This is a genomic window from Campylobacter concisus (assembly GCF_002913745.1).
Taxonomy (GTDB): domain Bacteria; phylum Campylobacterota; class Campylobacteria; order Campylobacterales; family Campylobacteraceae; genus Campylobacter_A; species Campylobacter_A concisus_R.
In genome coordinates this window covers 1-1451 of record NZ_PPCG01000062.1, presented here as the reverse complement: position 1 = coordinate 1451, position 1451 = coordinate 1, and the positions used below count along the sequence as shown (strand labels likewise).

The 1451-nt window shown below is 36.6% G+C and carries 3 protein-coding genes; 1 reads left to right on the top strand and 2 read right to left on the bottom strand.

The annotated features are described in order from the left end of the window. On the bottom strand, positions 1–397 hold a 397-nt coding region (locus CYO90_RS07685; RefSeq protein WP_103579075.1), incomplete at its 3' end, for a Rep family protein. 346 nt (positions 398–743) lie between these two features. Between CYO90_RS07685 and CYO90_RS07680 the strand changes: the two genes are divergently transcribed. Further along, entirely contained in the window at positions 744–938 is a 195-nt protein-coding gene (locus CYO90_RS07680) for a hypothetical protein (protein ID WP_103573794.1), read from the top strand. 183 nt (positions 939–1121) lie between these two features. Here CYO90_RS07680 and CYO90_RS07675 read toward each other — a convergent pair. Then, positions 1122–1451 (bottom strand): Rep family protein (locus CYO90_RS07675; RefSeq protein WP_219809118.1); only part of this gene is annotated, 330 nt, incomplete at its 5' end.

The window sequence follows — 1451 nt, the reverse complement described above, 5'->3', positions numbered from 1 at the left end:
TCTCTGAAAAAAGATACTCATTAGCATCAAAACCGTTAAAAGCTCTTAGATCGCTTGCTAGATACTGAGCTTTTGATTTATCATCAAGGTGCAACATATAGCGGATATTTCCAGCTAGATTATTTATAACTTGTGGATTTGTTGCAGAAATAGCGTCCGTAATCTCTTTGATTTGAGAATAGGATTTTTTGCCATCGAATACCATCACGCAGTGATAATGTGGCTTTTTAGGCTTGCCGTCTTTGTCTATATCGGCATCGTGAAGTGGAGAACAAGCCCAAACTAAATTCAACTCATCTGTAAGAAACTCTATCCAATCAGGACGAATGCTCTCAGGATAAGCCAAAAATCCCCAAACCCTAGAACGTCGATTGACATTATTTGAAATATTTGACATAATTTTTACTCCAATAAAGGTGTTTCACTTTTTGGCTTCAATGATTTTTCCAGAAAGATTGAAGCCAAAAAATTTTATTCAAAATTATACCTAAAAATAAATCCAATTAGTATATACCACAATTTTTTATATTTTCATCGCTTACGCGACTAAATTTTTACGCTCGCGCGCCCTAAACTTCGCGTTGCGCTCGCCGCGCAGCCGCTCAGTTTTTTGGCTCTGAAAATGTGAATTTTTGTCCAATGACCAATGACCATACATAGGGGGGCTGTCGTAGTAGCCCCCCTAATTTATCTAAAAAATGCTATAATCGTATATACTAAAACGCATTAAAAGGTGTTTCAAAATGGCAAGAAAAAAACTAGAACAACAAAAAAAATTACAGACTTTCAAAGTAACTCAAGAATTTAAAACTTTTTTGCAGTCGCTGGATAATGCTAGTCAGTTTTTTGTGGATACATTAAAGGCAACACCAGAATATAAAAATTTCGAACGAAAGATCCACGAACAAAACAATACTCCAAGCCTTTTTGCTGAATAAATTTAAAAGCTCTCTAATTAGCACTTAGGGCGGGCGTTGCCCTAATGCTCCACAATTATGGGGTTATAACCCCATACCCCAGCTATTTTAAAGGGGGTTAAGGGGGTGAAACCCTCCTTACGAGCACCCGCAGGATATACAAAACCGTCAGGATTTTGTATATACAAGGGGTATGCTCGCCCACTACATTTTTACCAACGATTGATGACGTTTAGATTTAAGATAAACATTAATAACGTAAGCACTATTTACGCAGAGCATTTCGAACCAGTCTGGCTCATTTTCGGCAGCATAATCAAAGATTTGAGTAAATTCAGTATATCCGTTTTCATCGATAAATTTACGCATAGCTTTTAAACACTCTAAACGGTGCTTTAACTCGCTTTTCTCTGAAAAAAGATACTCATTAGCATCAAAACCGTTAAAAGCTCTTAGATCGCTTGCTAGATACTGAGCTTTTGATTTATCATCAAGGTGCAACATATAGCGGATATTTCCAGCTAGATTATTTAT

Coding starts and splice junctions, on each gene's coding strand:
- CYO90_RS07680 (WP_103573794.1), top strand. CDS start 744: ATGGCAAGAAAAAAACTAGAACAACAAAAAAAATTACAGACTTTCAAA.